Origin of the sequence: Frigoribacterium sp. SL97, assembly GCF_026625765.1 — a bacterium.
Lineage (GTDB): Bacteria > Actinomycetota > Actinomycetes > Actinomycetales > Microbacteriaceae > Frigoribacterium.
The window spans coordinates 3,362,163-3,385,018 of the sequence record NZ_CP113062.1 but is presented as its reverse complement, the minus strand read 5'-3'; the positions used below and the strand labels follow the sequence as shown (position 1 = coordinate 3,385,018).

The following is a 22,856-nucleotide window of genomic DNA, read 5'->3' as shown; positions in this document are numbered from 1 at the left end:
GCCCCGACCGGGTTGGATGGGCGAGTGCGTGTCTGTGTCGTCGTCCCCGTCCGCGACGACGGAGCCCTGCTTGACGCCTGCCTCCGCTCGCTCGCGCGGCAGACGCGGGTGCCCGACGAGGTGATCGTCGTCGACAACGGCAGCACCGACGACACCGTCGAGGTGGCCCTGCGACACGGTGCCCGGGTGGTCACCGAGGCCGAGGTCGGCATCGCCGCGGCCGCGAGCACGGGCTACGACGTCGCCGCCGGCGTGGGGGCCGGACCGGCCGCCGCCGCACCCGTCGACCTCATCGGTCGGGTCGACGCCGACAGCGTCCTGCCCCGCACCTGGGTCGCCGACCTCGTCGGCACCCTCGTCGACGATCCGGACGTGCTCGCCGTCAGCACGAACGCCCGTTTCTACGACGCACCCGTCGGCGTCGAGCGCCTGCTCTCCGCCCTCTACGTGGGCGCGTACCACCTCGTGATCGGGGCCGCCCTGGCGCACTGGCCACTGTTCGGCTCGACGATGATGATGCGCCGCACCGCCTGGCTCGACGTGCGCGACGAGGTGCACCGGCACGAGACCCTGCTGCACGACGACATGGACCTCGCCCTGCACCTCGGCGACCGCCAACTCGCCGGGCGGGGCCGCATCGCCTACCGCCGGGACGTCGTCACGGGCATCTCGGCCCGGCCGCTCGACCCGGGCAACGCCCCCTGGTTGCGGACGTACCGGGCGCTGCACTCGTTCACGGTGCACGGCACCGACGGTCTGCCGTGGTCGCGCTGGTTGCGCGCCGACCCGGCCGGCGTCTTCACCCGGCTCGGCTGGACGCCGTCAGCGGTGGTTGACGCGCGGGCGGCCGTGGCCGACGGCGTCGACCCCGTGTCCGTCGGCACCGGCACCGGCACCGGCTCTGGCACCGGCTCCGGACGAGGAGGCGCGGGCGGCTCCACCGCGGACGTCGCCCCCCACGAGGAACGGCAGCGCCAGCCCGGCCAGCAGCGAGCCGAGGCCTCCCGCGGCGAGGTCGCCGATCGTGTCGTCGTAGCCGACGAAGATCGCCGAGTCGACGAGGGTGTGGCCCGCCCACTCGCCCATCTCCCACAGGGTGCCGGCCGCCAGGCCGAACGCGACCGTCGTCAGGACTGAGCCGACGCGGGCCGAGCGACCCGCGCCTCCTCGTCCATCGGTCTCGCCCGCCGAGGCGATCCAGCCGGCCCGCCGGGCGAGGACCACGAACACCGCGGCCAGCAGGCCGTTGAGCAGGAAGTGCACCACCGTGTCGTAGCCCGTGACCCGGGTGTAGAGCTCGAAGACGCTGCTCCAGGCGGCGCCCAGGGCGGCGACGCCGACCATCAGGTCGACGCTCGCCCGGAGGCCGAGCATGCGGGGCACGAGGGTGCCGAGCAGCGCGAGCATCAGCACGGCGATCTCGACCACGCCCCAGCCGATGCCCGCGACGACGACGCTCAGGGCCGCGACCACGCGCACCGCGTCGGCGACGTACTCGAGGACCCCGTGCGGGCGGCGGAGGAAGGTCTCGGCGACGGTGGACATCTCAGGACTCCTCGGGGCGGTGTTCGGCGGTGCGGTGCTCGGCGGGGCCGTGCTCGGTGGTGCGGTGCTCGACGGGGCCGTGCTCGGCGGTGGGGTCTTCGGGCGGACGCGGGGCGGCGTGCCCGGACGGCCAGCGCACGACGGCGTGCACGGGGTCGTGGTCGGAGGGGGCGACGCCGCCGGGACGGACCCCGCCGACGCCGGCCCGCTCGACGTGGGCCCTGGCGTCGACGAGCAGCCAGTCCAGGCGGCGGCCGCCGGTGCGGGGCGGGCCGTAGTTCGAGAACGAGCCCCAGCCCGGGTCGAGCCGCGCGTCGGCCACCGCGCGGCTGTCGACCAGCCTGCCGCGGGTCAGCTCGCGGTGCGCGGGGGAGTCGACCACGGCGTTGAAGTCGCCCATCACGACGACGGGTCCGTCGAGGGCGTCGGTGAAGGTGCGCAGCTGCACGGCGGAGTGACGCCGCGAGCGGGCCGAGAGGTGGTCGAAGTGCGTGACGACGACGTGCAGCCGGGCCCCGGTCATGAGGTCGTCGAGCTCGGCATGGACGGCCGTACGGGGGATCATGTTGCCGTACGAGCGCGACCCCGGCACCGTGGGGGTGGCCGAGAGCCAGAGCGCCTCGTGGCGGACGATCCGCAGGCGGGTGGTGTCGACGTGCAGTTCGACGCGCTCACCGCCGCGGTCGCGGTCGCGACCCGTGCCGACCGAGGCGTAGTCGGCACCGAGGGCGTCCGCGAGCTGCGCGGACTGGTCGGGCAGCGCCTCCTGGATGCCCAGCACCGAGGGGCGCTCGGCCTCGAGCAGGAGGCGCAGTGCCGGCAGCCGGGTCGACCACCGGTCGGCCAGCGCGTGGCGGGTGGTCAGCACCTGCGGCATGCGGCGACGGACGTTGTAGGTCATGAGGTGCAGATCGGGTGCAGCGACCGGCCCGACCGTGGGTACGACCCGGTCCGCACCCGGACCGGTGGCGGCGGCGGGGGCGGGTGCGGGGTCGGTCGGGGGCGTCATGACGTGTGCGACGGTAGGCCGTCGCACACGCCTCCGCCCGACTCAGCGCACGCGCTTGATGGGGATGACGGCCAGGGCGCCGAGGATGGCCGCGACGCCGGCCGCCCAGAGCATCAGCGTGTAGTTGCCCGAACCGGCGTTGCCGACGCCGAGGAAGAACAGGGCGATCGCCGGGGCGAGCGACTGGGGCAGGGCGTTCGCGATGTTGATGACGCCGAGGTCCTTGCCGGGACGGTCGGCGTTCGGCAGGACGTCGACGACGAGCGCCGTGTCGACGGCGGCGTAGATGCCGTAGGCGAAGCCCATGACGACCTCGGCGACGTAGAAGCCGGTGACCGTCTCGGCGTGGGCCAGCAGGATCAGACCGACCGCGAAGAGGGCGGTGGAGCCCCCGACGAAGACCTTGCGCATCTTCAGCTTGTCGCTCAGCCAGCCCGAGAGCGCGGCGCTCGCCATCAACGCGATCGTGTAGAGCAGGACGCCGAAGGCGACCGCGGCCGTGGCGTCGGCGACGTCCGCGATGCCGAGGTGCTCCTGCATGTAGAGCAGCCGGTAGGTCGTGAACATGAACGTCGCGAGGATGATCAGGAACCGCGACCACCAGGCGAAGGCGAAGTCGCGGTGCTTCAGTGGGTTCGTCCAGAACGAGCTGACCAGGTTGACGAACGTGAAGGGCTTGAGCTCGTACTCGGGCAGGTCGTCGCGGGCGACGACCGCGTAGACGAGGATGAGCACGACGGCGAGGACGCCCGGCGCGATGAAGAGCACCGGCAGGTTCGCGACGAACAGGACGGCGAGGTAGGTGCCGGCGAGGACGGCGACGTTCTGAGCAAGGGCGATGACGCTCGAGGCCTTGCCGCGTTGGAACTGCGGCACGTTGTCGGCGAAGCTCGCGGTCAGGGCGGCGAGCACGGCGTTGGCCGCGATCTGCGCGACCACCCAGGCGATGCCGAGCTGCAGCACGGTGGGGGCGAAGGCGAGCCAGGCGAGGGCGAGGGTGAACACGACGATGCCGCCCACCAGGTAGGGCCGACGACGGCCCCACCGCGTGCGGGTCCGGTCGCTCAGCGCGCCGACGAGCGGGTTGGCGAGGAGCGCGCCGAACGCACCGAAGGGCAGGACCAGCCCGATGATGCTCGCCGGGTCGTCGGGGTTCAACTGCTGCGCCTTGAGCTGCATGCTCACGTAGACCGGCGAGAGCAGGGCCGCGAACAGACCGAACTGGGCGAGCCCCAGCGCGATCATGTAGCCCCGCGACACCCGCACGGTGCTGATGGGTTGGGTGAGCACGCCCTGCGTGCCGATGGGGCCTGGGTTGGCCATGACGCCTCCTCGAGTCAAAACCTAGTCGCGCTAGGTGTTCGCAGAATACACAGCGGGTGTCGTCCGGGCAAGAGAATGCGTCGATTCGGGACGAACTTTTGTCATCGGTCGACATAAGTGGCAGAGTTGGGCCCAGACCACCTGAACCCCTCACGACAAAGGAGTCACTCCCATGACCTCGTCACCCTCCGTGCAGCTCTACACGGTCCGAGACGCCGTCTCGGCCGACCTGCAGGGCGCCGTCGCCCGCATCGCCGAGATCGGCTTCACCAAGGTCGAGCCCTACTCGTTCGTCGAGCGTGCCGACGAGTTCGAGAAGGCCTTCGCCGCCTCCGGCGTCACCGCGCCCTCGGGCCACGCCCCCGTCATCGACTCCGACGAGCCCGAGCGCGCCTTCGCCGCCGCCGCCCAGCTCGGCATCGGCACCGTGATCGACCCGTTCATCCCGAGCGACCGCTGGCAGACCGCCGACGACGCCGCGAAGATCGCCGACCGCGTCAACGAGCTGCAGGTGCTGGCCGCCGCGTCGGGCCTGCGGTTCGGCTACCACAACCACCAGTGGGAGTTCGCGAACAAGGTCGACGGCCGCCCCGTCTACGACTTCTTCCTCGAGCGACTGAACGACGACGTCGTCCTCGAGATCGACACCTTCTGGTCGACCGTCGGCGGCATGGACACCCCGGCGCTGCTGCGCTCGCTGGGTGACCGCGTGCAGTTCCTGCACGTCAAGGACGGCAAGATCTCCGGCGACATCGCGACCGCCCTGCCCAGCAGCGAGAGCGCCCTCGAGGTGCCCGACGCGCTCGCCGCCGCCTTCAAGAACCAGACCCCGGCCGGTCAGGGCGACGTGGACGTCGCCGCCGTCCTCGCCGCCGCGCCGCACGCGCTGCGCGTCGTCGAGTTCGACGACTACGCGAAGGACGTCTTCGACGGCGTCGCCGAGTCCTTCGCCTGGCTGCAGGAGAACGACAAGTGAGCGGCGTCGACGCGACCGCCGGCCGCACGGGACGCGTGGGCGTCGGCGTCATCGGCGCGGGCGTCATCAGCGGCACCTACCTCGAGAACATGACGCAGTTCGCCGACCTCGAGGTGCTCTTCGTCGCCGACCTCGACCTCGACCGCGCCCAGGCGCAGGCCGAGGCGTACGGCGTCCCGGGTCACGGCACGGTCGACGAGCTGCTCGCGATCGACGAGATCGAGATCGTCGTCAACCTCACGATCCCTGCCGTGCACGCCGAGGTCGGCCGTCAGATCATCGCCGCCGGCAAGAACGTCTGGAGCGAGAAGCCCCTCGCGCTCGACCACGAGTCGGCCCGCGACCTGCTCGCCGCCGCCGAGGCGGCCGGCGTCCGCGTCGCGTGTGCCCCCGACACCGTGCTCGGTGCCGGCATCCAGACCGCGATGCGCGCCATCGCCCGCGGCGACATCGGTCAGCCCCTCACGGCGACCACGATGTTCCACGTGCCCGGGCCCGAGTCGTGGCACCCGAACCCCGACTTCCTGTTCGCGCTCGGGGCCGGTCCGCTCTTCGACATGGGGCCGTACTACGTGACGACCCTCGTGCACGCGTTCGGCTCGGCCAGCCGCGTCAGCGCGGTCTCGTCGAAGTCGTTCGACACCCGCACCATCGGCAGCGGTCCCCGGGCCGGCGAGACCTTCCCGGTCGAGGTGCCGACGCACCACGCGGCGCTCATCGAGTTCGCGGGCGGGCAGTCGGCCCAGTCGACGTTCTCGTTCCAGAACGCGCTGCCCCGCATGGGCTTCGTCGAGATCAGCGGCACCGAGGGCACCCTCGTGCTGCCCGACCCCAACACCTTCGAGGGCGACTCGAGCCTCTGGCGGTTCGGCCGGGACGAGCCCGAGACGCTCACCGCCGCGGGCTCGACCTACGGACGCGGTTCGGGCGTGCTCGACCTCGCGCGGGCCATCCGCGGTGGCGACGCCGAGCGTGCCAGCGGGGCCGTGGCCTCGCACGTGCTCGACGTCCTGCTGGCGATCTCGTCGGCCGCCGAGCAGGGTGCACCGGTCTCCGTCGAGTCCGCCGTGCAGCAGCCGGTGCCGCTCGACGAGAGCTGGGACCCTTCCGCCGCGACCCTCTAGTCCGGCGTGCCGGGCTCGGGCCCGGTCGTCCCGGAGACACGACGTGCCGCTCACCTTCGGGGGTGAGCGGCACGTCGTGTCTACTGGGCGAGGTGGGCGGACCGGGTAGGTCGTGACATCGCCCAGAGGAACGGGTCCGCCGCGCGGATTCAGGTCGCGCGGCGGGCCCGGGTCTGGTGGGGCGGCCCGTCCGGGTCGGTCGGGGAGGGGTGCCCCCGACCGGCACCGACTACGCGGTGCGGATCGAGCCGGTGGCGGTGTGGATCGAGCCCGTGGCCGTCCGGACGGACGCCGTGGCGGCCGAGAGGCGACGCCGCGCGCTGGCGGTGTAGCGACCGATCGACAGGTCGCGGCGTGCCGAGGTGCTCACGTACGAGCCGGGCGCGACGTCGGCGGCGAGCGAACCGACGTAGCTGCCGACCGTCGGGGCGGTGGTGGTGCCGACGTAGCGGCCGCCGAGCGGGGTGGTGGCGGTGCGGGCGGTCGTGGCGGTGGTGTTCACGGTGACTCCTCGGGGCTGGGCGGGTCGTGCTGGTCGGGGGCCCGCGATCGGGCGATCGAGCGGACGGCCAGCGGAGGTGAGGAGGGCGGCGCCGAGGTGCTCGACGGTGGCCCTGGCCTCCGTCGGCGTTGACACCACCATACGCCTTCTTTTGAATGAATCAAAACAATGGGGGCCCCGATCGTCGCTTTCGGGACAGGACGCACCACGCCCGCGTCGTCGAACCAGGCCCGCGGATGGTTCGACGACGCGATGGTGGTGCGTCCTCGCAGCCGCTGTGACCTCGACCCGCCGCGACCTCGACCCGCGACCTCGAGCCGCCGCGACCCCGACCCGCGACCTCGACCCGCCGCGACCTCGACCCGGTGCGACCTCAGAGCGAGGCGCCGCCGCACACGACGAGCGCCTGCCCGGTGATGCTCCGTCCGTGCGGCCCGAGCACGAACGCGACGAGGGCCGCCACGTCCACCGGGTCGACGAGCGCGCCCAGCGGCGGCACGACCGGAGCCGAGGAGGCGCGGGCCGGGTCGGCGAGCATCGGCGTGTCGGTGGGCCCCGGCGCCACGACGTTGGCGGTCACGCCGCGCGGCGCCAGTTCCGCCGCCCAGCTCCGGGCCAGTGCGACCTGGGCCGCCTTCGTCGCCGCGTACTGGCTCTTGCCCGCGACGCCGACGGCGGTGCGGCTGCCGATGAGCACGACGCGACCGCCGTCGGACAGCCGGCCGACGAGTGCGTCGACGAGCGCGGCCGCGGCCCCGACGTGCACGGCGAACATGCCCTCGAGGGCGGCGGGGTCGAGCCGCCCGAGCGGGGCGGCCACCTGGTAGCCGGCCGCGTGGACGATCGCGTCGACCGACCCGACGTCGGCGACCGCTCGCGCCACGTCGGCGGTCACGGAGAGGTCGCAGCCGAGCCACGAGAACCCGTCGCCCAGGTCGACGGCGCGTCGGCTGAGACCGGTCACCCGCCACCCGTCGGCCAGCAGGAACTCGGCGATCGCCCGTCCGATGCCCGAGCTGCAGCCCGTCACCACGGCGTGCCGGTCGGTGCCGGCACCGCCACCCGCCCGCTCGGTGACGGGCGTCCCGTCGTCCGACACGGCTCAGCCCTCGACGTCGGGTCCGGGCAGATCGGCGGCCGACAGTCGCACGTGGCGGATCGCCCGGCGGTGCCAGGTGTACGCCACGTGCACGGCGCCGTCGCCGGTCTGCGTGATGCTCGGGTACGACAGCTCGCGGTTCAGCCCGTCGCGGGAGTTGTTCGAGAGGCACCACCCGTCGCCATCCTCGAGGTCGACGCGGTGCGGCCAGCTGCGCCCGCCGTCCGTCGACACCGCCAGCGACATCGGAGCCCGGGGCGTGCCCCAGAACGCCGTCCGGCCGTCCTCCGCAGGCGACCCGGCCCGCGCCTCCTGGTCGAGGTCCGCGTCCGCGCCGGGCAGCACGGCCTGCTCGACGATGCCGGATTCGTCGATCTCGTCGTAGAGCCCGAGGCGACGCGGGGTGGTCGCGTCGGCGCGGCGGTGGTTGTAGACGATCGCGAGGCGCCCGTCGGCGAGCGGAACCCACTGCACCGAGGAGTTGTTGTTGGGCAGCTCGGTCGGCACCGGTGCCGACCAGTGGAGTCCGCCGTCGGTCGAGCGCGACTCGTGCACGGCGTCGGCCCAGCGGCTGCGGAAGAGCGCGAGCAGCGATCCGTCGGGCAGCTCGTGCACGTTCATGTGCACGGCTCCCGTGCTCCCCGGGACGGCGACCTCACCCCACGTGGAGCCGCCGTCCCGGGAGATCATGACCGAGCTCGTGTCGTGGTCGCCCACCCACGCCTGCCCGGGGGTCGTCACGCAGCGGAAGACCGGCACGAGCAGGTCGCCTGCGCGGGTGACGACCGGCGGCTGCCGGACGAAGACGCCACCCGTCTCGTCGGCCGCGAAGAGGGTCGTGGGCTCGGCCCAGGTGGCCCCGCCGTCGGTGGAGATGCGGCGGCGCACCTCGGCCGAGTCCTGGTTCCCGGCCCGTTGCGCCGTGTAGAGCAACCAGACGTCGCCCGAGGGGGCCGTGAAGAGCACCGGGTTCTGCTCGGAGCGTGCGGGGTCGTCGCTGAGGCGCACCGGTTCGGACCACACCTCGCCGTCGAGGACCGAGCACCAGACGTGGATGTCCGAGACGCCCTCCTGCGTGCCGCCGAACCAGACGCAGGCCAGGCGCCCGTCGGGCAGCTCGGCGAGGTTGGCCGCGTGCGACTGCACCGTGGCCGTCGGCAGGTACGCCCAGGCGCGACCGGCCGCGTCGGGCCGCAGTCGTCCGTCGGCGACCACGCCGTCGGCGCCCGCGTCGTCCGCGACCGCGTCCTGCCTGCTCACGCCGCGCCTCCGGCGGTCGCGTCGGGGTCGTCCGTCGCGGTGGCCCGCTGCAGGTGGTCGCGGGCGGCGGCCTCGAGGTGGTTGAGGTCGCCGGCGACCGTGGCGAACGTGTAACCCGCGGCGAGCCGCTGTCGGGCGACGTCGCCGTGCGGTGTGTGGATGCCCGCGGCGATGCCCGCGGCCTCGGCCGCCGCCGCGACGCGGACGAGGGCGGCGTCGAAGGCCTCCTGCACGGCCGGGTCGCCCGGGTAGGCCCCGCCGACCGCGATGCACAGGTCGCTCGGCCCGACGTAGAGGCCGTCGAGCCCCGGCGTCGCGGCGATCGCCTCGACGTTCGAGAGCCCGTCGGGCGTCTCGATCATGGCGAGCACGATCGTCGTGTCGTTCGCGTCCGCCGGCACGGGCCCGATGCGCAGGCTCGACCGCATGGGGCCGTACGAGCGGCGGCCGTGGGGCGGGTACTTCGCGCTGCGCACGGCGGAGGCGGCGTCCTCGGCCGTGTCGACGAGCGGCACGATGACGCCGGCCGCCCCGGCGTCGAGGGCCTTGCCGATCGGCGTGATGTCGTTCGCCTCGACCCGCACGAGCCCGGCCGAGGTCTGCCCCGCGTCGATGGCGAGCAGGCCGGTCATCATGCCCTGGTAGCCGAAGAGGCCGTGCTGCGCGTCGAGGCAGACGTAGTCGTAGCCGAGCCGCGCGATGCGCTCGGTCGCCGGCGGGGCGTCGAGGGTGATCCAGTAGCCGACCGCCCTCTCGCGGCGGCGGATCGTACGGGCGAAGTCGCTGGCGGTGCTCATGGTGCTCTCTCTCGTGCGGGGCGTGCGGTCGGTGCGGTGCGGTGCGGTTCGGGGGCGTGCGGCGCGGTGCGGAGGGTCGGGAGGCGCGGCTCAGCGCGCGTACGGAGGCATCGGCCCCCGCAGCTGACGCCCGACCTCGTCGCAGGCCGCCACCACCTCGTCGGGCAGCGGCCCGGCGGCGACGGCGGCGACGTTGGCCGTCAGCTGTTCGGGCCGGGAGCCGCCGAGCAGCACCGACCCGACCTCGGGCCGGTACGCCACCCAGCGCAGGGCGAGCTCGACGAGCGTCACGCCGGCCTCGGCGGCGACGCCCGACAGGCGGTCGATCGCGGCGAACAGGTCGGCGTCCCAGTAGCGCTTCGTGTACATCTCGGCGAGGGCCGAGTCGCCGAAGCGCCCGTCGGCCGGCGTCTCGTCGAAGCGGTGCCGGCCGGTCAGGAGGCCGCCGCCGAGCGGGTTGTAGACCATCGTCTCGAGCCCGTGGACGCTCGCGAACTCGAGGTACTCGTCGTCGAGGCGGCGGGCCACGAGGTTGCACAGCTGCTGGGCGACGACCGGCCGGGGTGCGCCGACGGCGTCGGCGACGCGCTCGACGTCGCCGATCTGCCACGCGGTGTAGTTCGAGACCCCGAGCGAGAGCACCTTGCCCTCGGCGACCAGGGCGGCGACGGTCGAGAGGGTCTCGTCGAGCGGGGTCGCCCGGTCGGGCTGGTGCAGGTAGAACAGGTCGAGCCGGTCGGTGCCGAGGCGGCGCAGGCTCGCCTCGACGCTCGCGCGCAGGGCCACGGCCGAGAGCGGCGGCAGTCCGCCCGCGTCGGCGTGCGGCATGCCCGCCTTCGAGGCGAGCACGACCTCGTCGCGCCGCCCGGCGAGCAGGCGGCCGAGCATCGTCTCGGTCGAGCCGCCGACGTAGGCGTTGGCCGTGTCGATCCAGGTGACGCCCGCGTCGCGCGCGGTGTCGAGCATGCGGGCGGCGGTGGCCTCGTCGACGGTGTCGCCGAAGGTCATCGTGCCGAGCACGAGCCGAGGAGGCGCGGGGCGCGTGGCCGCCTCGGCGACCGTGTCCGCGGCGTCGAGCGCGGTGGGGTCGAGCGGGTTGGCGTCGGTCCGGGCGGTGTCGGTCCGGGTCATGTGGTGGCTCCCAACGAGAGGCTGCGGACGACGTGGCGAGGCTTCACGCCGGTCATCGTCGCGGGGTCGAGGGCGGCCCGGCGCAGCCGCCGCGTGTAGTCCTCGGCGGGCGACGTGAGCACCTGCGCCGTGGCGCCCTGCTCGACGACGGCGCCCTGCTTCATGACGAGGACGCTCTCGCTGATCTGCTGCACGACGCCGAGGTTGTGCGAGATGACGACGTAGGTGATGCCGGTGTCGACCTGGATCTCGCGCAGCAGGTCGAGCACCTGCGCCTGCACCGACACGTCGAGCGCGCTCGTCGCCTCGTCGCAGATCAACAGGTCGGGGCTCGAGGCGAGCGCCCGGGCGATGCCGATGCGTTGGCGCTGGCCGCCGGAGAACTCGTGCGGGCGACGGTCGAGCGCCGTCGACGGCAGGCCGACGCGGTCGATCAGGCGCGCCGCCTCGGTCGCCCGGTCCTGGGCCGACCGCACGCCCTTCAGCCGGAGCGGCTCGGCGACGATGTCGCGGGCGCTCAGGTGCGGGTCGAGCGAGCCGTACGGGTCCTGGAAGACCATCTGGAAGCGGTGCCTCAGGGGCCGCAACCGCGCCTCCGACAGGGTCGCCAGGTCGGTGCCGTCGAGCACGATGCGCCCGCTGGTCGGCTGCAGCAACCGCATGACCGCCTTGGCGATCGTCGACTTGCCGCAGCCCGACTCGCCCACGATGGCGAAGGTGCTGCCGCGGCGCACCGAGAACGACACGTGGTCGACGGCGCGGTGGGCACTCGAGCCGCTGCCGTAGTCGACGACCAGGTCGTCGACCTCGAGGATGGTGTCAGACACGGGTGGCCTCCGGTCGGTCGGTGCTGGTCGTGGCGGGCGTGGACGGCGTCTCGTCCCAGGCGCCCAGGGTGGGCACCGCGGCGAGCAGCCCCTGCGTGTAGGGCTCGGCGGGGTGCTCGACGATCTGCCGCACGTCGCCGGACTCGACGAACACGCCGGCCTTCATGACGTGGATGCGGTCGGACACGAGCCGGGCGACGCCGAGGTCGTGGGTGATCATCAGCAGGCCGATGCCGCGCTGTTCCTGCAGCTCGAGCAACAGGTCGAGGATGCCGGCCTGCACCGTGACGTCGAGGGCGCTGGTGGGCTCGTCGGCCACGATCAGCTGCGGCTCGCAGGCCAACGCGATGGCGATCAGCACGCGTTGCAGCATGCCACCCGAGAGTTGGTGCGGGAACTTCCCCAGCTGGGCCGCAGGGTCGGGGATGTGCACCTGCTCGAGGAGGCGCACGGCCCGGGCGGTGACGGCGGCCCGACCGCTGGCGGCCCCGGCGATGCGGATGGCCTCGCCGAGCTGCGAGCCGATCGACCGCACCGGGCTGAGCGCCGTCATGGGGTCCTGGGGGATCAGGGCGACGGCCCGACCGCGCACCTTGCGCACGGCCGAGGCCGAGGCGAGCACGTCGAGTCCGGTGATGCGCACGTGGCCCGAGACGACGGCGAGGTCGGCGGGCAGCAGCTGCAGCACGCCCATGGCGGTGGTCGACTTGCCCGACCCCGACTCGCCGATGATCGTGACGGTCTCGCCCCGGGCGATGTGGAACGAGACGCCGTCGACGGCGCGCACGATCCCGTTGGTCGTCATGAGCTCGATCTGCAGGTCACGCACCTCGAGGAGCAGGTCGGGGTCGACGGTGTCGTCGGTCACGGAGGTCATGCGATCGTTCCCTTCTGCGGGGTCGGGGTCGGGGCCGGGGCCGGGGTCGATGCCGAGGCCGGGGTCGAGGCCGGGGTCGACGGGCGCAGCCCGACGAACCGACGGAGGCGCGAGGCCGTCGACCGGCGCGGCCGGTCCCGCAGGGCGTCGCCCAGCAGGTTGACCCCGACGACGAGCAGCACGATGAACAGGCCCGGGATCGTCACCATCCACCAGGCGGTCGTGACGTAGTCCTGGCCGTCCGAGATGATGCGGCCCCAGGTCGCGAACGGTCGCTGCGGGCCGGCCCCGAGGAAGCTCAGGGCGCTCTCGAGCAGCACGGCCTGCGCGAGCAGCAGCAGCACGACGAGTGTCGCCTGCTTGATGACGTTCGGGACGACGTGGCGCAGCAGGATCGTGAAGCGGTTCAGGCCGAGCGTGCGGGCCGACGAGACGTACGGCTTCTCGCGTTCGACGAGCACGAGCGACCGGGTCAGGCGGGCCACCTCCGGCCATTGCGCGATCGCGATGACGAAGGTGATCACCGGGATCGACGGGCCGAAGAGGGCGACGACGAGCAGCAGCATCATCAGCAGCGGCAGCGACATCTGGGCCTCGAGCAGGCGGCTGATCAGCGTGTCGGCCCAGCGCCCGTAGAACCCGGCGATCGAGCCCAGGACGACGCCGATGGCGCCCGAGACGATGACCGCCAGCACGCCGATCGCGAGCGAGACCTGACCGCCGTGCAGCACCCGCGAGAGCAGGTCGCGACCGAGCTGGTCGGTGCCGAACAGGTGGCCGGCGGTAAACGGAGGCGCGAGGCGGTTGCCGAGGTCCTGGCCGTTCGCGTCGGGCAGCGGGAGGGCCTGGGCCAGCACGATCGGGATGATCACCACGAGGGCGCAGATCGCGCCGACCCAGAGCTTCACCCGTGCGGCGGAGGTCCGCCGGGCCGCCTCGGACCTCTTCAGCAGGCGGGGCGTGACCGCGGTGCGTCGCGCCTCCTCGGGGGTGCGACCGGCCGCGCCGGCGGTCGACGTGCCGGACGGCTGTCCGGTGGTCTCGGTGCGGGTCATGCGGCACTCGCCTTTCCGAGCCGCACGCGCGGATCGAGCAGGGGGTAGGCGAGGTCGATCAGCAGCTGGACGCCGACGGCGAGCAGCGACGTGACCAGCACGGTCGCCTGGATGAGGGGGTAGTCGCGGGTCTCGAGCGCCCGCACGATGAGCGACCCGACGCCGGGCCAGGCGAACACGACCTCGACCACGACGACGCCGTTGAGCATCGCCGCGAAGCGCGTGCCGAGGGCCGTGAAGACGGGGATCGCCGAGTTGCCCATGGCGTAGCGCCAGGTCAGGGCGCGCTCCGAGACGCCGCGCGACCGGGCCACGGTCAGGTAGGGCGCCGAGAAGTTGGTCGCCATCTCGCGGCGCACGAGCCGGGAGATCAGGGCCACCTGCAGGATGGCGATCGTCACCGTCGGCAGCACGAGGCCGCCCCAGGTGGCGAAGCCCGAGGCCGGGAAGATCGGGATCACGACGGCGAAGGCGCTGAGCAGCAGGATGCCGGTCCAGAAGTCGGGCATCGACTGGCCCGCGATGGCGACGACGTTGACGCCGGTCTCGCTGCGGGTGTCGGTGCGACGGGCCATCCAGACGCCGAGCGGGATCGACACGACCGCCGCCAACAGGATCGCCGCGAACGACAGGGTCAGCGTGTACGGCAGCCGCTCGAGCACGACCTGCACGGCCGGTGCCTGGAACGAGTACGAGGTGCCCAGGTTGCCCGTGAACAACTGCTGCAGGAACACGCCGTACTGCTGGAGCAGCGGGTCGTCCAGGCCGAACTGCTCGCGCACGGCGGCGAGTTGCTCGTTGGTCGCGAGCGGCCCGGCGTAGGCCACGGCCGGGTCGCCGGGGGCGAGGCGGATCAGCACGAAGACCGTCGACACCGTGAGGAACACGGTGAGCAGGCCCTGGCCGAGGCGCTTGAGGATGTAGGTCGCCATGGTCAGGCCCCCAGTCGGACGTCGGCGAGCGGATACGTGTTGGACGACGCGAGGGCGAGGCGCTCGACCCGCTCGCGACGGGCGAGCACCGACTTGGGCACGAAGGCCCAGGCGCAGGGCCAGGTGTCCCAGGCCGCCTGCTGCGCCTCGGCGAGCCGCTGCTGGCGCAGGGTCGCGTCCGGCTCGGTCGACGCCCGGGCGATCGCCTCGGCCACGTCGGGCTGCACGTAGCCCTGGTACGTGTCGCGGGTCTGTTCCTTCTCGGCGGTGCCCGCGTACATGCCCTGCAGGATGGTCAAGGCGAGGCCGGTGGGGGCCGAGAAGCCGTTGCCGAGCAGGTCCCAGTCGCCGGCCTTGCCCTGGCGCCACTGGAGGATGTCGCCGCCGGGCTCGAACTGCTGCAGCGTGGTGCGCACGCCGATCGCGCCGAACATCTCGACGAGCGCCTCCATGATGAAGGTGTCGCCGGCGAACTCGCCGGTCTCCCAGATGATGCGCAACGTGAGGTCGCTCGCCCCGAGCTCGGCGAGCGTGCGGCGGGCGAGGTCGGGGTCGTAGGTGTACTCGCCCGTCTTGGCGTAGCCGAGCAGGCTCGGCGGCACGACGCCGTCGGCCTGCGTGACCGAGTCGGTGAGCACGTCGCGGACGAGCGCCCGGCCGTCGATCGCGTGGCTGAGCGCTCCGCGCACCCGGGCGTCGGCCAGCGGGTGCCCCTCGGGCTTGCGGAAGTTGTAGAAGATCTGGTTGATGCGCAGGCTCGAGGCCTCGTCGAGGACGATGCCGGGCAGGCCCTGCAACTGGGTCGCCGAGTCGGGCGTGATCGAGTCGATCACGTCGACCTCGCCGCTGCGCAGGGCGATCACGCGGCTGGACTCCTCGGGCAGGAACCGCACCTCGACCCGGTCGACGCCCGGCGCCTCGCCCCAGTACTGCTCGTTGCGGCTCAGGCTGTAGGTGCCGGCGCCGCGGTTGAACCGGGTGACGACGAACGGGCCGCTGCCCACGCCGTCCTGCAGCTCCTCGGGCTTGTTCGCCGCGGCCGGGGTGATCAGGATGTTGCTCATCAACGCGTCGAGCACCGGGATCGGCTGCGACGAGTCGAGCGTGAAGGTGCGCTCGTCGATCGCGGTCACGGTCGGGAACTCGGGGAAGAAGCTGGCGACGAACGAGCCCTGCACCTGCTCGTACATCTGCAGCGCGGTGGCGACGTCGGCGACCGTGACGGGCGTCCCGTCCGAGTAGCGAACGCCCTCGCGCAGGCGGACCGTCCACTGTGTGTCGCTCGTCGGCTCGAAGCTCTCGGCGAGCACGAGCTCGGGCGTGATGTCGGGGCCGATCTGCGTGAGGGCCTGACGCACCGCCCGCTGCACCGTGACGGCCGCGTCGAACTGGTTCAGCTTGTTGTCGAGGCTGACCAGCGAGCGGTTGAGGGCCAGGGTCAGCGTGCCGGGTCCGGGCAACCCGGTCGGTCCGGCGCAGCCGGCGAGGCTGGTGGCGGTCACGAAGAGGCCGGCCGCGGCACCCCAGCGGAGCAGGGTGCGGCGAGACATCTCGTGGTCCGCGAACGGAACGGTCATCATCGACCTCTCGATCCAGGGGTTCGACGAGGTCGACGGCGCCCGGTCCCGCAGCGCTGCGACGCCCTCGTCCGGGCTGGATGACACTGTGCCACCGCTGCGCGTTTCGCGCAAGACCGGTGGCGCATAACGCGCAGTCGTGTCAGGATGGCGGCATCATGAGCCCGATCACCGTCATCGCCGACGACCTCTCCGGCGCCGCCGAGACCGCCGAGCAGTTCCGGCTGCGCGGTCACGAGACCGTGGTCTCGCTCGGCGTGCCGGCGGGTCCCGCCGCGGCGGTCACGGTCGTCGACGTCGGCACCCGCTCCGGCACCGCCGAGGAGGCGCGGGTCGCGATCGACACGCTGCCCCTGACGGCCGGCACCCTCGTGCTCAAGAAGACCGACTCCCTGTGGCGCGGCCACGTCGGGCCCGAGCTCGAGGCCCTGGCCGCCCGCGGGTACGACCTCGTCGTGGCCGGCGCGCTGCCCGCCCTCGGGCGCACCGTCGTCCACGGGCGGCCCCTGGTGGACGGGCGACCCCTCGCCGAGACGCCGTTCTGGCATCTCGAACCGCACGGCGCCCCCTCGACCCTGGCCGAACTCGTCGATCGGCCGACGGTGCTCGTCGGCCTCGACGTGGTGCGTTCGGGGCCGGACGCGTCCGCGGCGCACCTCGACGCGGCCCTCGCCGGGGGAGCGGTGCTCCTGGTCGACGCCGAGACCGACGACGACCTCGCCGCCGTGGTCGACGCCGTCCTCCGGCTGGTCGCCGCTCCCGGAGTCCGTCGGCCGGTCGCCCTCGCGGGCAGTGCGGCGCTCGCCGCTGCCCTGGCCGACGCGGTCCCTCCGGCGTCGAGCACGGAGGCTGGTCTTTACGCGTCGGACGAGGCCGGGGTCCGCGACGAGGCCGGGCCCCGCGACGGGGCCGGGGCCGAGCGGCCCGTCCTCGTCGTGGTCGGTTCGGCCGCCGAGGTGGCCCGGGGCCACGCCGACGCGCTCGCCGCGACCGGTGCGGACGTGCACGTGCTCGACCCGGCGGACGACGCGGGTGACCTCGTCGAGGTGACCCGCGCCTCCTTGTCCCGGTCGTCCGTCGCCGTGCTGACGGTGACCGCCCGGCGCCTGCCCGACCCGCTCGTCGGGTCGGCGGCCCTCGCCGAGGTCGTCGCCCGGATCGGCGCCGACGTCGAGCTCGACCTCGTGCTGACCGGCGGCGAGACCGCCCGCGCGGTGCTCGACCGGCTCGCCACGATCACCCTGCGGCCGCTCGCGCAGGTCGAGCACGGTGCCGTCCTCAGCCTCGCGGCCGACGGGCGGGGCACCGCGGGCGACGGCCGGCTCGTCGCCACGAAGCCCGGCAGCTTCGGCGGCCCGACCGTGCTCGCCGACCTCGTCGACCTGGTGCGCCGCACGCGCGCCGGCGCCGACCCCCACGTCCTCACCGCGTCGGCAGCGTCCGGCGCCCCCACGAAACGGAGAACCCCATGACCACGACGACCCCCGACACGCGGCCGTTCATCGCCGTCACCATGGGCGACGGCGCCGGCGTCGGACCCGAGGTCACCGTCGGCGCACTGCTCGACGAGGCCGCCTACCGCGACGCGAGACCGGTCGTCGTCGGGGACGCCCACCGCCTGCGGCTCGGCGCCGCCGCGCTCGGGGTCGACACCGAGATCGTCGAGGTCGACGGGCCCGCCGACGCCGTCTTCACCCCCGGCCGCATCAACGTCGTCGACCCGCACCTGCTCTCGGCCGACCTGCCCTGGGGTGCCGTCTCGGCCGAGGCCGGGCACGCGGCGTACGAGTACATCCGCATCGCGTGCGAGCTCGGCATGGCCGGTCTCGTGCAGGGCATCTGCACCGCACCGCTGAACAAGGCGGCGCTGCACGAGGCCGGTCACGTGTTCCCGGGCCACACCGAGCTGCTGGCGCACTTCATGGGCGTCGGCGAGGTGTCGATGATGCTCTCGACCCCCAAGATCAAGGTGATCCACGTGACGACCCACATCGGGTTGATCGACGCCATCGCGAAGATCGAGCCCGGCCTCGTCGAGCGCACCGTGCGCCGCGGCTGGGAGGCGCTGCGCCGGGCCGGCGTCGACGACCCCAGGATCGGCGTCTGCGCGATCAACCCGCACGCCGGCGAGAACGGGCTCTTCGGCTACGGCGAGGAGGCCGAGAAGATCACCCCGGCCCTCGAGGTGCTCCAGGCCGACGGCATCCGCGCCGTCGGGCCGCTGCCGGCCGACACCGCGTTCTTCCTCGGCGGCCGCGGCGACTACGACCTCATCGTGGCGATGTACCACGACCAGGGCCACGGCCCGGTGAAGGTCCTCGGCATCGAGGCGGGGGTCAACATCACCGTCGGACTGCCCGTGATCCGCACCTCGGTCGACCACGGCACCGCGTTCGACATCGCCGGCACCGGCGTCGTGGCCGTCGGTAGCATGATCGAGGCGTTGCGCCAGGCGGTCGAGATGTCGCCCAGCCCGGCCGACGCCGCCCGGGTCGGTGCGTCGTCGGCGTGACGCCGCCCGCCCCACCGATCAGGACGGCCATCGCATGAGCACCACCGCATGAGCACCACGGCACGCGAGCGACGCCGCGACATCGTCGACCTGGCCCACACCACCGGCCTGGCGAGCGTCGACGAGCTGAGTCGTCGCTTCGAGGTGACCCCGTCGACCATCCGCCGCGACCTCGCCGAGCTCACCCGGCGCGGCGAGATCGCCCGCACCTACGGCGGGGCCATGCCGCTCGGTGCCCCCGGTGCCGAGCCGACCTTTCGTCAGCGCAACCTCGAGGCCGGGGTGGCCAAGGCCGAGATCGCGCGGCACGCCCGCACGCTGGTCCACGACGGCGAGACGCTGCTGTTCGACGCCGGCTCGTCGGTCGCGGCCCTCGCCCGGGAGGCGCGCTCGGGTCTCGTCGCGACCGTCGCCACCACCTCGATCGCCGTAATCCAACAGCTCGCCGACTCGGACGGCATCCACCTCGAGTGCCTCGGCGGCACGCTGCGCCCGGCCAGCCAGGGCTTCGTCGGGCCGCTGGCCGAGGCCGCCCTCGAGCGCCTGACCTTCGACCGGGTGTTCCTCGGCGCCGACGGCGTGCTCGCCTCGGGCCACGTGGTCGAGGCCGACCTCGTGCAGACCCGGCTCAAAGAGCTGATGTGCCGGCAGTCCGAGCGCGTCTACGTGCTGGCCGACGGGTCGAAGCTCGGTCGCGCGACGTTCCGCGCCCGCGCGGCGCTGCCCGAGGGCTGGACGCTCGTGACCGACGCCACCGCCACGACCGAGGCGCTGGCCGAGTTCGCGGCCGCCGGCGTCGACGTGGTCGTCGCGCCCGCCGGCTGAGCCTCTGGCCCGCGCGCCGCCGTCGGCGCGCCAGCGCCCGTGTCGCACCGCCGAATGGACGTCGCACCGCCGACTTCGGCGGTGCGACGTCCATTCGGCGGTGCGATGTCGGTCGGGTGGCACCGCCGCGGCCGGGTCGACCCGCGCCTCCTGCCGGTTCAGGGGGAAGGAGGCGCGGGTCGCGACCCGACGCGACTCAGGCGCGGTGCAGGCGCAGTGTCACGACCTGGAACGGGCGCAGGGTCAGGTCGGCCCCGGTGGCGTCGGGCGCGAAGCGCAGCGCGCTGGGCATGGCCTCGGTCAGCGGACGCTCGAGCACGTCGACCTCGGTCACGCGGGTCACGTCGAAGTGGGCGTCGACACGGGTGCCGGCCCGGGCGCCGGTCGATTCGTACAGCCGCACGACCACGTCGCCCGTCTCGTCGTCGGCCAGTTTGAGCGACTCGATGCGCACCTGCTCGCCCGAGAGCGACACGAGACCCCCGACCGCCGAGGACGTCGACGGCGTCGAGGCGGCCGAGGTGGTCGAGCTGGCCGAGACGTCCGAGGCCGGAGGGACCTCCGCAGTCGTCGACGCGCCGTGCCCCGCACCCGCCGTGCTGCCGGCACCCGCGCCGAGCACGAACGTCGCCCCGCCGCGTCCGGCGCCGACCACGCGCACGGGCAGGTTCTGCTCGTACCCCGCGCGGACGACCTCGTCGATGGTCGCACCCGGCACGAGCGCGTAGTCGAAGCGGTGGTGACCGATGTCCTGCACGGGGTCCGGGCTGCGGGCCGCGCGCACCAGGCTGACGCGCACCTCGGTCTCGACCTCGCCGGTCTCGCCCACGGTGCGGGTGATGTCGTGGCCGTAGCTGCCCGAGTTCGTCAGGCCGACGCCGTAGCCGGGCTCCTCGACGTGCACCCAGCGGTGCGCCATCACCTCGAACCGGGCGTCGTCCCACGAGGTGTTGGTGTGGGTGGCGCGGCGGACGTGGCCGAACTGGATCTCGGCGCTGTGGTGCTGCGCGTGCAGCACGAGCGGGAAGCTCACCTTGAGCAGCTTCTCGTCCTCGCGCCAGTCGAGCTCGGTGCGGACGTGCACGCGGGCGTCGTCGGCCACGAGCGAGACGAACTGCTCGACCCGCGAGCGGCCGAACGAGCGCTCGACGCGCACCGTGACGCGCAGCGGCCCTTCTTCGACGATCTCGACCGCGTCGGCCTCGACCAGGTCGGTGCGGCTGTGGCGGTAGTGCGCGTCGATGTCCCACGCGTCCCACGCGTTCGGCAGGTCCTCGTGCAGCTGCAGCAGGTTGGCCGCGCGGCCGGCCGGCACCAGCTCGCGGTCGTGCCGCAGGTCGACGATCGAGGTGATCAGGCCGCGCTCGTCGACGACGATGCGCACGAGCCCGTTCTCGACCGTCGCACCCCTCGAGGAGGCGCGGGTCACCACCACCGGCGAGGTCGCGTCCACGGCGACCAGCGGCGCGACGCCCGAGCCGGGCACCGCGACCAGGGCGGCGGCGACACCCGAGGCGTCCTCGACCAGGGCAACGCGGTCGTGACCGGCCGCGTTGACGACGCTGCCGGGCGAGGCCACGGCGACCAGCGCCTCCTCGATCAGCAGGTCGAGCTCGGCGAGGCTGCGGCGGTAGTCGTCCTCGTTCTCGCGGTGCACCCAGGCGATCGACGAGCCCGGAAGGATGTCGTGGAACTGCTGCAGCAGCGTGAGCTTCCAGAGGCGGTCGAGGGCGGCGTACGGGTAGGCGGCACCGGTGCGGACGGCCGCGGTGGTCCACCACAGCTCGGCCTCGCGGAGGCGGTGCTCGGCCTCGCGGTTGCCGCGTTTCTCACGGGCGTGCGAGGTGAACGTGCCGCGGTGCAGCTCGAGGTAGAGCTCGCCGACCCAGACGGGGGCGTCCTCGTACTCGGCACGGGCCTTGGCGAAGAACTCGTCGGGGTGCTCGATCTCGACCCGGGGCGAACCCTCGAGGTCCTTCACCCGACGCTGGCGTTCCATCATCTCGCGGATCGGGCCACCGCCTCCGTCGCCGTAGCCGAAGGGGACGAGCGAGCGCGTGGCGGCGCCCTTCTCTCGGAACTGCCGCACCGCATGGTGCAGCTCTTCGGCCTCGAGGGTCGAGTTGTAGGTGTCGATCGGCGGGAAGTGGGTGAAGACCCGCGAACCGTCGATGCCCTCCCACCAGAAGGTGTGGTGCGGGAACGTGTTGGTCTGGTTCCACGACAGCTTCTGGGTGAGGAACCACTCGAGGCCCGCCAGCTTGGCGATCTGCGGGAACGACGCCGTGTAGCCGAACGAGTCGGGCAGCCAGACGCCGTGCGTCTCGACGCCGAGCTCGTCGGCGAAGAAGCGCAGGCCGTGGGTGATCTGACGCACCATGGCCTCGCCGCCCGGCAGGTTGCCGTCGGGTTCGATCCACTGCGAGCCGACGGGGTACCAGGTTCCGTCGGCGATGGCCTGCTTGATGCCCTCGAAGACGGTCGGGTAGTTCTCTTTCACCCACTGGTACTGCTGCGCCGACGAGCAGGCGAAGCGGAAGTCGGGATACTGCTTCGCCAGCGTCAGCACGTTCGAGAAGGTGCGGGCCGTCTTGCGTTTGGTCTCGCGGATCGGCCAGAGCCAGGCGCTGTCGATGTGCGCGTGGCCGATGCCGCTCAGGGTGTGGGCGCTCGGGACGGCCGGGCTCGCGAGCACCGGGGCGAGCACCTCGCGGGCGGCTGCCGCGGTGCCGACGATGTCGTCGAGGCGCAGCACGTCGAGCGAGCGTTCGAGGGCTCGCAGCACCTCGTGGCGACGCGGGTCGTCCTGGTGCAGCTCCTTCATCATCTGGTAGAGCACCTCGACGTCGAAGCGCAGGCCCCAGACCTCGTGCTCGAAGACGGCCAGCTGCGCGGTGCGGAACCGGTAGATCGGCTCCGTCGGCGCGGTCGACTTCTCGCCGTAGGCGGTCGGAACGAACTCGTTCACCAAGATGTCGGGGTTCCCGGCGGCCTCGACGAAGAAGTGCACGGCTTCGCCCCCGGCGGCCTCGTCGTGCAGGCGCACGTAGGTGTTGCGCGGGTGGATGCCCTTGATCGGCACGCCGTCCGGGGTGTGCACCAGGCACTCGGCCTGGTTGCCCGGCCAGTCGCCGATGAACCCGGGGTCGAGCACGAGCTCGACCGTGTGCCCGGCCCAGTCGGCAGGGACCTCGCCGAGGACTTCGAACCACCAGGTCGACCAGGCGCGTCCCCACGGCTGGCCGATCTCGAAGGGGTCGTACGTCTGGACCAGGGCCTCGGCGACCGGCACCGGTTCGTCGGGCACCTGCCAGGCGCGCAGGGTGACCGGGGTGGTCGCCGAGTGGACGGCGGGGGTGATGCGCTCGTTCAGCACGCGCTCGATGCGCTCTTCGACGAGTTTCTGGTTCTGGTGCACGGTGGGTCCTCACGGGGTGGGGCCCCGGCGGCGTCGCCGGGTAAGAGGGTGGTCGGGGGGAGGTCGA

Annotated in this window: 19 protein-coding genes; 6 read left to right on the top strand and 13 right to left on the bottom strand. The window is 73.1% G+C overall.

Going from position 1 to position 22,856, the window contains the following annotated elements:
* The first annotated feature begins 24 nt into the window (after window positions 1-24).
* Window positions 25-1,137: a glycosyltransferase family A protein gene (locus OVA02_RS16430; RefSeq protein ID WP_267658834.1), complete on the top strand. Its 1,113-nt coding sequence runs from the start codon at window positions 25-27 to the stop codon at window positions 1,135-1,137.
* A gap of 409 nt (window positions 1,138-1,546) precedes the next feature.
* Here OVA02_RS16430 and OVA02_RS16425 read toward each other — a convergent pair whose 3' ends face one another.
* Together OVA02_RS16425 and OVA02_RS16420 are read right to left on the bottom strand one after the other, a co-directional pair.
* Entirely contained in the window at window positions 1,547-2,554 is a 1,008-nt protein-coding gene (locus tag OVA02_RS16425; RefSeq protein ID WP_267658833.1) for an endonuclease/exonuclease/phosphatase family protein, read from the bottom strand.
* A gap of 42 nt (window positions 2,555-2,596) precedes the next feature.
* A complete protein-coding gene (locus tag OVA02_RS16420; protein WP_123570675.1) occupies window positions 2,597-3,877 on the bottom strand; it encodes an MFS transporter in 1,281 nt (426 codons plus the stop codon).
* A gap of 172 nt (window positions 3,878-4,049) precedes the next feature.
* Here OVA02_RS16420 and OVA02_RS16415 point away from each other — a divergent pair, with 172 nt between their 5' ends.
* Window positions 4,050-4,853, top strand: a complete 804-nt coding sequence (locus tag OVA02_RS16415) for a sugar phosphate isomerase/epimerase family protein (RefSeq protein WP_200413159.1) — start codon at window positions 4,050-4,052, stop codon at window positions 4,851-4,853.
* A complete protein-coding gene (locus OVA02_RS16410; RefSeq protein WP_267658832.1) occupies window positions 4,850-5,977 on the top strand; it encodes a Gfo/Idh/MocA family protein in 1,128 nt (375 codons plus the stop codon). Before OVA02_RS16415 ends, OVA02_RS16410 begins: the two co-directional genes overlap by 4 nt.
* 229 nt (window positions 5,978-6,206) lie before the next feature.
* Here OVA02_RS16410 and OVA02_RS16405 read toward each other — a convergent pair whose 3' ends face one another.
* From OVA02_RS16405 to OVA02_RS16360, 10 genes are all read right to left on the bottom strand, one after another.
* Window positions 6,207-6,479 (bottom strand): hypothetical protein, encoded by a 273-nt coding sequence (locus tag OVA02_RS16405; protein WP_267658831.1) that lies wholly within the window; start codon window positions 6,477-6,479, stop codon window positions 6,207-6,209.
* Window positions 6,480-6,852: 373 nt separating this feature from the next.
* The gene (locus OVA02_RS16400; RefSeq protein ID WP_267658830.1) at window positions 6,853-7,578 is read right to left on the bottom strand and encodes an SDR family NAD(P)-dependent oxidoreductase; all 726 of its coding nucleotides are present in this window, start codon (window positions 7,576-7,578) and stop codon (window positions 6,853-6,855) included.
* 3 nt (window positions 7,579-7,581) lie between these two features.
* The gene (locus tag OVA02_RS16395; protein ID WP_267658829.1) at window positions 7,582-8,838 is read right to left on the bottom strand and encodes a sialidase family protein; all 1,257 of its coding nucleotides are present in this window, start codon (window positions 8,836-8,838) and stop codon (window positions 7,582-7,584) included.
* On the bottom strand, window positions 8,835-9,635 hold the full coding sequence (locus OVA02_RS16390) for an HpcH/HpaI aldolase family protein (RefSeq protein WP_267658828.1): 801 nt from the start codon (window positions 9,633-9,635) through the stop codon (window positions 8,835-8,837). Before OVA02_RS16390 ends, OVA02_RS16395 begins: the two co-directional genes overlap by 4 nt.
* Window positions 9,636-9,725: 90 nt before the next feature.
* A complete protein-coding gene (locus tag OVA02_RS16385; protein WP_267658827.1) occupies window positions 9,726-10,766 on the bottom strand; it encodes an aldo/keto reductase in 1,041 nt (346 codons plus the stop codon).
* Complete coding sequence (locus OVA02_RS16380; RefSeq protein WP_056046914.1) at window positions 10,763-11,593, bottom strand: ABC transporter ATP-binding protein; 831 nt, start codon at window positions 11,591-11,593, stop codon at window positions 10,763-10,765. The genes OVA02_RS16385 and OVA02_RS16380 overlap by 4 nt, the downstream gene beginning before the upstream one ends.
* Entirely contained in the window at window positions 11,586-12,470 is an 885-nt protein-coding gene (locus OVA02_RS16375; protein ID WP_056046912.1) for an ABC transporter ATP-binding protein, read from the bottom strand. The genes OVA02_RS16380 and OVA02_RS16375 overlap by 8 nt, the downstream gene beginning before the upstream one ends.
* Entirely contained in the window at window positions 12,467-13,525 is a 1,059-nt protein-coding gene (locus OVA02_RS16370; protein WP_267658826.1) for an ABC transporter permease, read from the bottom strand. The genes OVA02_RS16375 and OVA02_RS16370 overlap by 4 nt, the downstream gene beginning before the upstream one ends.
* Window positions 13,522-14,457: an ABC transporter permease gene (locus tag OVA02_RS16365; protein ID WP_043594466.1), complete on the bottom strand. Its 936-nt coding sequence runs from the start codon at window positions 14,455-14,457 to the stop codon at window positions 13,522-13,524. Before OVA02_RS16365 ends, OVA02_RS16370 begins: the two co-directional genes overlap by 4 nt.
* Window positions 14,458-14,459: 2 nt before the next feature.
* The gene (locus OVA02_RS16360) at window positions 14,460-16,121 is read right to left on the bottom strand and encodes an ABC transporter substrate-binding protein (protein ID WP_267658825.1); all 1,662 of its coding nucleotides are present in this window, start codon (window positions 16,119-16,121) and stop codon (window positions 14,460-14,462) included.
* Between the two features lie 71 nt (window positions 16,122-16,192).
* On the opposite strand from OVA02_RS16360, the gene OVA02_RS16355 reads away from it, so the two are divergent.
* The 3 genes from OVA02_RS16355 to OVA02_RS16345 are packed head-to-tail and all read left to right on the top strand — an operon-like array spanning window position 16,193 to window position 19,371.
* A complete protein-coding gene (locus OVA02_RS16355; RefSeq protein ID WP_267658824.1) occupies window positions 16,193-17,506 on the top strand; it encodes a four-carbon acid sugar kinase family protein in 1,314 nt (437 codons plus the stop codon).
* Complete coding sequence (gene pdxA, locus OVA02_RS16350) at window positions 17,503-18,546, top strand: 4-hydroxythreonine-4-phosphate dehydrogenase PdxA (RefSeq protein ID WP_200413649.1); 1,044 nt, start codon at window positions 17,503-17,505, stop codon at window positions 18,544-18,546. Before OVA02_RS16355 ends, pdxA begins: the two co-directional genes overlap by 4 nt.
* 48 nt (window positions 18,547-18,594) lie before the next feature.
* Window positions 18,595-19,371: a DeoR/GlpR family DNA-binding transcription regulator gene (locus OVA02_RS16345; RefSeq protein WP_267658823.1), complete on the top strand. Its 777-nt coding sequence runs from the start codon at window positions 18,595-18,597 to the stop codon at window positions 19,369-19,371.
* A 196-nt stretch (window positions 19,372-19,567) separates the two neighbouring features.
* Here the strand turns inward: OVA02_RS16345 and OVA02_RS16340 are convergent, their stop codons facing one another.
* Window positions 19,568-22,789, bottom strand: a complete 3,222-nt coding sequence (locus OVA02_RS16340; protein ID WP_267658822.1) for an alpha-mannosidase — start codon at window positions 22,787-22,789, stop codon at window positions 19,568-19,570.
* Window positions 22,790-22,856 lie beyond the last annotated feature (67 nt).

Excerpts from the sequence above, each read along its gene's own strand:
- OVA02_RS16390 (WP_267658828.1), bottom strand. The coding sequence starts at position 9,635 with ATGAGCACCGCCAGCGACTTCGCCCGTACGATCCGCCGCCGCGAGAGG.
- OVA02_RS16345 (WP_267658823.1), top strand. The coding sequence starts at position 18,595 with ATGAGCACCACGGCACGCGAGCGACGCCGCGACATCGTCGACCTGGCC.
- OVA02_RS16370 (WP_267658826.1), bottom strand. The coding sequence starts at position 13,525 with ATGACCCGCACCGAGACCACCGGACAGCCGTCCGGCACGTCGACCGCC.
- OVA02_RS16375 (WP_056046912.1), bottom strand. The coding sequence starts at position 12,470 with ATGACCTCCGTGACCGACGACACCGTCGACCCCGACCTGCTCCTCGAG.
- OVA02_RS16420 (WP_123570675.1), bottom strand. The coding sequence starts at position 3,877 with ATGGCCAACCCAGGCCCCATCGGCACGCAGGGCGTGCTCACCCAACCC.
- pdxA (WP_200413649.1), top strand. The coding sequence starts at position 17,503 with ATGACCACGACGACCCCCGACACGCGGCCGTTCATCGCCGTCACCATG.
- OVA02_RS16415 (WP_200413159.1), top strand. The coding sequence starts at position 4,050 with ATGACCTCGTCACCCTCCGTGCAGCTCTACACGGTCCGAGACGCCGTC.
- OVA02_RS16355 (WP_267658824.1), top strand. The coding sequence starts at position 16,193 with ATGAGCCCGATCACCGTCATCGCCGACGACCTCTCCGGCGCCGCCGAG.
- OVA02_RS16385 (WP_267658827.1), bottom strand. The coding sequence starts at position 10,766 with ATGACCCGGACCGACACCGCCCGGACCGACGCCAACCCGCTCGACCCC.
- OVA02_RS16425 (WP_267658833.1), bottom strand. The coding sequence starts at position 2,554 with ATGACGCCCCCGACCGACCCCGCACCCGCCCCCGCCGCCGCCACCGGT.
- OVA02_RS16365 (WP_043594466.1), bottom strand. The coding sequence starts at position 14,457 with ATGGCGACCTACATCCTCAAGCGCCTCGGCCAGGGCCTGCTCACCGTG.